The organism is Streptococcus sp. E17BB (assembly GCF_041807725.1).
Classification (GTDB): Bacteria; Bacillota; Bacilli; order Lactobacillales; family Streptococcaceae; genus Streptococcus; species Streptococcus entericus.
Map to the genome: position 1 here is coordinate 41,609 of NZ_JBGTZC010000017.1, position 6,727 is coordinate 48,335.

Below are 6,727 nucleotides of genomic sequence, written 5' to 3' on the forward strand. Positions count from 1 at the left end.
TAATCAACCAGACAAAGCAACCTAGCCTTTTCCGAGTCGGCAGAGAACTGTCGTTTTGACCTGAAAATGATTGTTCAAGCTAACTCTTACTGCTGACTTTCTTTTAATCATTCTTATCTGATAACTTTGACCCGTCTGCCTTTGTGGTAGGTGGGTTTTGTGCTATGATAGGACAGTTGAAAATAAGTGAAACTGATTGAAAGGATAACAACAAATGTCGGAATTTAGACGTGGCATGGCTGCTGCAACAGGAACCGTTCTTGGCTATGCTAGCATTGGTTTAGCTTGTGGGATTTTGGCGACCCAATCAGGTCTGTCTCCCGCAGAGACGGCTCTGATGAGTTTGATAGTGTATTCTGGTTCGGCTCAATTTGCCTTGTGTGGTATGGTTGCTGCCCAGACCGACCCTGTGAGTGCGACCCTGACGATAGGCTTACTCAATCTGCGCAATCTCCTGCTGAATCTTCATACGACCAAGGTGTTTGAAAGCTATCGTTTGCCTCAACAGTTATTAGCTGCTAGCATGATGACTGATGAGAGCTACGGTGTCTTGCTGACTCATCAGCTTGAGGTTGAGCGGGTGGAACCGTTATGGATGTTTGGCAATAATGGTGCGGGCTACCTCTCTTGGTTTGTTTTTAGTGTGCTAGGTGCTATGTTAGGGGGCTTGTTACCAAATCCTGAGCGTTTGGGGATTGACTATGCCTTGATGGTGATGTTTCTTGCTATTTTTGCCAGTCAGCTGGATGTCTTGAGCAAGCGAGTGGCAACTTCTAGGATAGGTGTGATGCTAATTAGCGTTGGAGGGACTTACTTGCTCTCTTCAGTCTTGGTGCAAGGGTCGGTAGCTGTTTTACTAGCGACTTTGATGGGTTGTCTCGTGGGGGTGTTAACAGATGTGGACTAAATCAACAGTCGTACTAATCTTGCTCGCCAGTTTAGCCAATTGGCTGCCTAAAATCTTTCCATATTTTTTAGTGAAATTTGCCAAACTACCCGAGAAAGTTGTTGCCTTTCTATCTTATCTTCCTGTCAGCATCATGTTTACGCTTATCCTGTCCAGCGTGTTTCAGGTTGGTGTTGGGCAATTGCCGAGCTTAAAGCTGATTGAAGCACTGGCTTTAGTACCAACCTATGTGACCTTTAAAAAGACTAATAACATTATCCTTACGGTCCTTGTCGGAGTGGGGTGTGTGGCTGGTTTGAGATTGCTTTGAGGGAATTAAAGGTATTTTGTGGTATAATGTTCCTAACAAATGCTAAAGTTTAGGGAGATGCAAGGTGATAAGGTTTGAGAATTTTTCCTTCCAATATGATGCCCAATCAGAACCTACCCTGAAAAAAATAGACCTGACCATTGAAGAAAGGGAAAAGGTGCTGATTATCGGGGCATCTGGTTCTGGAAAATCAACCTTGGGGCAATGCTTAAATGGCATTATCCCCAATATCCACAGGGGAAAACAAACAGGGCGATTGCTGGTGAGAGGACAGGAGATTAGTCAACTGTCAATTTACGACCGTTCTCAGCTGATCAGCACGGTGTTACAAGACACTGATGGTCAGTTTATCGGTCTATCTGTCGGTGAAGATCTGGCCTTTGCCTTGGAAAATGATGCTTGCCCCAAAGATCAGATGGTCAGTCGTGTCCATTATTGGGCTGACCAGTTGGCGTTGAGGGAATTATTGGAGCACCGCCCTCAGGACTTATCGGGCGGGCAGAAGCAACGTGTTAGCCTGGGTGGTGTCTTGATTGATGAGAGCCCTATTTTGCTTTTTGATGAGCCATTAGCTAATCTTGACCCTCGGTCTGGTCAGGAGACCATTGAGCTGATTGATCGACTGCACCAAGAGACTGGGGCGACCACGCTTATCATTGAGCATAGGTTAGAAGATGTTCTGCACAGACCGGTGGACAGGATTGTTCTGCTCCATGACGGGGAGTTGGTCTTCAACGGTCATCCCGATGAGCTACTGGCTTCTGAGTTGCTGGGGCAATATGGTATTCGTGAACCACTTTATATCAGTGTTTTGCGTGGTCTGGGTATTGATTTAACAGGTTTGGACAATCTTAGTCGGCTCGATGAGCTGAGCTTGCCAGACTTAGTGTTGCCTGAGGGGAGCTCTGCTATTCGTCCTAAGGAGATGGAAGCCTTGTTAGAGTTATCTGATTGGACCTTTGCCTACCAACCAGAGCGTCCTATTTTACGAGGGCTTAACCTGACCCTGCGACGGGGGGAGCGTTTGGCAATCGTCGGAAAAAATGGAGCCGGTAAGTCTACTTTGGCAAAGAGCCTCTGTCAGTTTGTGACAGCGAATGGGACAATCCGTTATCTGGGGCAGGGCATCTCCACAGATACTGTTAAGGAGCGCTCTGAGCGGATTGGTTATGTTTTGCAGAACCCCAATCAGATGATTAGCCAGACCCAGATTAGTGATGAGGTGGCTTTAGGGCTTCGTCTGCGTGGCGTTGATGAAGAAACCATCGCTAGCCGAGTTGATAAGGCCTTGACGGTTTGTGGCTTGTACCCTTTTCGCCATTGGCCGATTTCAGCCTTGTCTTATGGGCAAAAGAAACGTGTGACCATCGCTTCTATCTTGGTGCTCAATCCCGAGATTATCTTGCTTGACGAGCCGACTGCCGGTCAGGATCAGCGGACCTATCGTGAGATGATGATGTTCCTAGATGAGCTCAATGCACTGGGTCGTACCATTGTGATGATTACCCATGATATGCAGCTCATGCTAGAGTATGCCGACCGCTGTGTGGTGATCAGTGATGGTCAAGTTTTGGCTGATGACAGCCCTCAGGCTATCCTCAATCAGCCAGATATTCTGGCGGCAGCCAATCTCAAGCAAACGTCCTTGTTTGAGTTAGCAAGACTAATGAAAGCCACGCCAGAAGCAGTGACAGCCTATTATAAGATGCTACAAGGAGGTCAACATGGCTAAACAAACATTGATTGGTTATAAGGAAGGGTCAGGCTTTCTCTACAGCCTGTCTGGTGTAGCTAAACTCATCTTTTTTGTTTTGGTATCAGTTGCTGCTATGACAACCTATGATACACGTTTGATTGCTTTTATTGCCGTTGGGTCTTTGTTGCTTTTTCGGTTAGCAGGAATTAAATTACGGGAAATTTCATTTGTCTTGACCATTGTGATTGTTTTTGCCCTTCTGAACTTAATCATGGTCTACTTGTTTGCACCAGCTTATGGGGTAGAGATTTATAATAGTCAGACCGTTCTGCTGGAGGGTTGGGGGCGATTTAACCTGACCGCCGAGCAACTCTTTTACCTCCTTAACCTCTTGCTAAAATATTTTTGCACGGTGCCTCTGGCTATTTTGTTTCTGATGACCACTCATCCCAGCCAGTTTGCGGCCAGTCTCCATCAAGCTGGAGTGTCTTATAAAATCGCTTATGCTGTCAGCTTAACGCTCCGCTATATTCCTGATATTCAAGAAGAATTCCAGATGATTAAGCTCTCGCAGGAAGCTAGAGGGCTGGAACTGTCCAAAAAAGCGCCTTTAGTCAAGCGTATCAAGAGTAATGTTCAAATTCTTGTGCCACTGATTTTTAGTTCGTTGGAGCGGATTGATACGGTTTCGACCGCCATGGAGTTGCGCCGTTTTGGTCAACAAAAAAATAGAACCTGGTATAAGTCACAAAAGCTTAACTCTGGTGATTATACGGTGATTGGGCTAGCTGTTGCTGTCGTTTTGGTGACCCTTGCTCTCTTTTGGATCAATGGTGGTCGGTTCTACAATCCTTTTATCGGCTAAGCCTGGATCAGACGCTTCAAAATTAGCAGGGCATGAGAATACCGCATTTTCTCTGACAGTGTCAGATGTTCCGCATTGGAGGACATTATCTCCTAATAATTGCATTTTCAAAAATTTTTCTAAAAGACTTGCAACCTCACCTTTGTTGCAAGTTTTTTCCTTAGGAGCATATTGGACCATTTAGCAGTTTTTTCTTGACACCGTTTTCTTTTTGGAGTACAATGATTTTAGGACAAAAATCCTAAAAATAAACAAAAGTCCAAAAGGAGGTGCTATGCTAACGACAAATGAGCAACGCATACTCGCTCTTCTGGAACAAGATCCTTTTCTCTCACAGCAGGAAATTGCAGATCATCTAGGCCTCAATCGTTCAACGGTGGCTGGTTTAATTTCTAACTTAATGGCCAAGAAATACCTGCTCGGACGAGCTTATGTGCTCAACCACGCTACAGAGGTCATCTGCATCGGTGGCATGAACATGGATCGCAAGTATGTTCTTGGTGATAACTGGCAGCCTAAGACCAGTAATCCTGTGATGGCCAGCATGAGTGTTGGTGGGGTTGCCCGCAACATCGCTGAAAATCTGGGGCGACTGGGGCAAGCCGTCAGCTTGCTCTCTGTGGCGGGTCGAGACCATGATTACGATTGGATTCGGACGCAGACCGAAAGCTATGTCAATCTCCAGCAGGTCACCCAAATCGAAGGGCAGACGACCTCGTCTTACACAGCGATTCTAGATAGTCAGGGTGACATGCAGTTGGGGCTAGCTGATATGGCCATTTGTGACCAGATGACACCAGACTGGTTGTATCGTCACCGAAGTTGGTTGGCACAGGCCCGGCTCTTGGTGGTAGACCTTAATCTACCGCTTGAGACGGTGACAGCAACCATTGAACTAGCTAAACAACAAGAGCAGGAGCTGGTCGTCATTCCCGTCAGCAGTCCCAAGATGACCCATCTGCCTCAAGACCTGACTGGGGTCACTTGGCTGGTGGTCAACCAGGACGAGAGTGAGGCCTACTTTGGCTGTCAGGTGGCATCTGAGGAGGATGTTACAGCTTTGGCGGAAAAATGGCTGAGCAGGGGTCTTGAGCATGTATTGATGACCCGAGGTAGTCAGGCGTCTTACTACGCCAATCAGTCCGGGGAGCGACAGTATATCCAGCCGCCAAGGGTCGAAAAAGTCGTTGATGTGACAGGAGCTGGGGATTCTTTCTCAGCAGGTTTGATTCACGGTCTCTTGGAGGGGAAATCGGCTATAGAAGCGATCGCCTACGGTCTGACCAATGCGTATCATACAATCCAGACAGATGCGACTGTCCGAGTCGACCTATCCGCTCAGCTATTGGAACAAAACTATCAACAACTCAAGGAAAAAGGAGAAATCTAAGATGAAACACTTACTCTCTATCAGCAAGGAAGTCCAAGCAGCTTTGGACGCTAAAAAACCAGTCGTAGCGCTGGAGTCCACCATCATTTCTCACGGGATGCCTTATCCGCAGAACGTGGAGATGGCGAAAACCGTGGAGCAAATTATCCGTGATCACGGAGCGGTCCCTGCTACCATCGCCATTATGGATGGTCAGTTCAAAATTGGTTTGGAAGAAGAAGACCTAGAGCGCTTGGCCAAGGAAAAACCAGTCGCTAAGGTGTCACGTCGTGACCTGCCAGAGGTCTTTGCTAAAAAATTGTTAGGAGCAACGACTGTTGCGACGACCATGATCGGAGCACACTTGGCGGGCATCAAGGTCTTTGTGACAGGTGGTATCGGGGGAGTCCACCGTGGGGTCGAAGAAACCATGGACATCTCAGCGGACTTGGACGAATTGGGACAAACCCCTGTGACGGTCGTTTGTGCGGGAGCTAAGGCAATCCTTGACCTGCCTCGTACCTTGGAATACCTGGAAACCAAGGGTGTACCAGTGGTTGGCTACCAGACTGACTATTTGCCGGCCTTCTATACTAGGACATCTGAGTATAAGCTCAATACCCGTGTGGAAAGCACGGAAGAAATCGCCAGCATGATGCACTATTCCGATGCTTTAGGTCTCAAAGCAGGTATCCTTGTCACTAATCCAATCCCTGCAGAGCATGAAATCCCGCATGAAAAAATCGATGCCATTATCGCCCAAGCAGTGGCAGAAGCAGATGAAAAAGGTGTGCGTGGCAAGGACAGCACCCCGTTCCTTCTAGCGAAAATTGTCGAGTTGACGGGTGGTGATAGCCTCAAGACCAACATCCAACTGGTCTACAACAATGCTAAAATCGGTGCCCAGATTGCGGCAGATTACGCTAAACAAGTGCAATAGATTCGAGCTAAATAGTAGTGCACGGAGAACGATGCAAAACGACGGCCTGTAGCTTCATCAAAGGTAGCTTACCTCATAGAAATTAGACTCAAAACAGCTGACAATTCAGCTGTTTTAGTTTACAATAGAAAGTGATGAAAGAAAAATTGATTGAATGGATAGCTTGCTCAACCCTCAAACTAGAACGGAACCCTCGTTGTTGTCAAACGAGGGTTTTGTTCGTCGTAACAATATTTCTGCCTAACAGTTGAAGCAGCTGGTAGTAAACAGCAAGCCTGATAGGCTCTATCCGCTTGTCAGATAGGCATCTGGCTAAAGCCGATACTAGAATAGCGCTTGTTTTGTTATAGGTTTTGGGGACTGAGTGGCTGTTGGTGTTGCTGCATGGTTTGTTGTGCTGGCAGGAGGATGAGTATGGTTTCCCTTTTGAAAAAGAAACGGTAACAAAAATGCTCTTGTGATTGCCAGATAGAGAAGCTTTTTGCTATAATAGACCTGATAGTAACCACTTTCTAACAAGGAGAATGCCATGAAATACATCGTCAATACGTCCAATGACCCTGCCTACAACATCGCTCTGGAGAGCTATGCCTTTCGCGAGCTGGTCAATGAAGATGAAATTTTTATCCTGTGGATCAAT

The 6,727-nt window shown here is 46.7% G+C and carries 6 protein-coding genes and 1 pseudogene; all 7 read left to right on the forward strand.

All coding sequences use genetic code 11. The features are described from left to right. Positions 1-214: 214 nt before the first annotated feature. Positions 215-907, forward strand: a complete 693-nt coding sequence (locus tag ACERC7_RS05710) for an AzlC family ABC transporter permease (RefSeq protein WP_373658940.1) — start codon at positions 215-217, stop codon at positions 905-907. Then, on the forward strand, positions 897-1,217 hold the full coding sequence (locus tag ACERC7_RS05715; RefSeq protein ID WP_373658941.1) for an AzlD domain-containing protein: 321 nt from the start codon (positions 897-899) through the stop codon (positions 1,215-1,217). Before ACERC7_RS05710 ends, ACERC7_RS05715 begins: the two co-directional genes overlap by 11 nt. Before the next feature lie 64 nt (positions 1,218-1,281). After that, a complete protein-coding gene (locus ACERC7_RS05720) occupies positions 1,282-2,949 on the forward strand; it encodes an ABC transporter ATP-binding protein (RefSeq protein ID WP_373666384.1) in 1,668 nt (555 codons plus the stop codon). Then, entirely contained in the window at positions 2,942-3,778 is an 837-nt protein-coding gene (locus tag ACERC7_RS05725; RefSeq protein WP_373658944.1) for an energy-coupling factor transporter transmembrane protein EcfT, read from the forward strand. The genes ACERC7_RS05720 and ACERC7_RS05725 overlap by 8 nt, the downstream gene beginning before the upstream one ends. Positions 3,779-4,052: 274 nt before the next feature. Next, a complete protein-coding gene (locus ACERC7_RS05730) occupies positions 4,053-5,168 on the forward strand; it encodes a carbohydrate kinase (RefSeq protein ID WP_373666385.1) in 1,116 nt (371 codons plus the stop codon). Between the two features lies 1 nt (position 5,169). Beyond that, positions 5,170-6,087, forward strand: coding sequence for a pseudouridine-5'-phosphate glycosidase (locus tag ACERC7_RS05735; protein WP_373666386.1), 918 nt, complete (start codon positions 5,170-5,172; stop codon positions 6,085-6,087). A 529-nt stretch (positions 6,088-6,616) separates the two neighbouring features. After that, positions 6,617-6,727, forward strand: a pseudogene (locus tag ACERC7_RS05740) (lipoate--protein ligase); the annotation flags it as partial.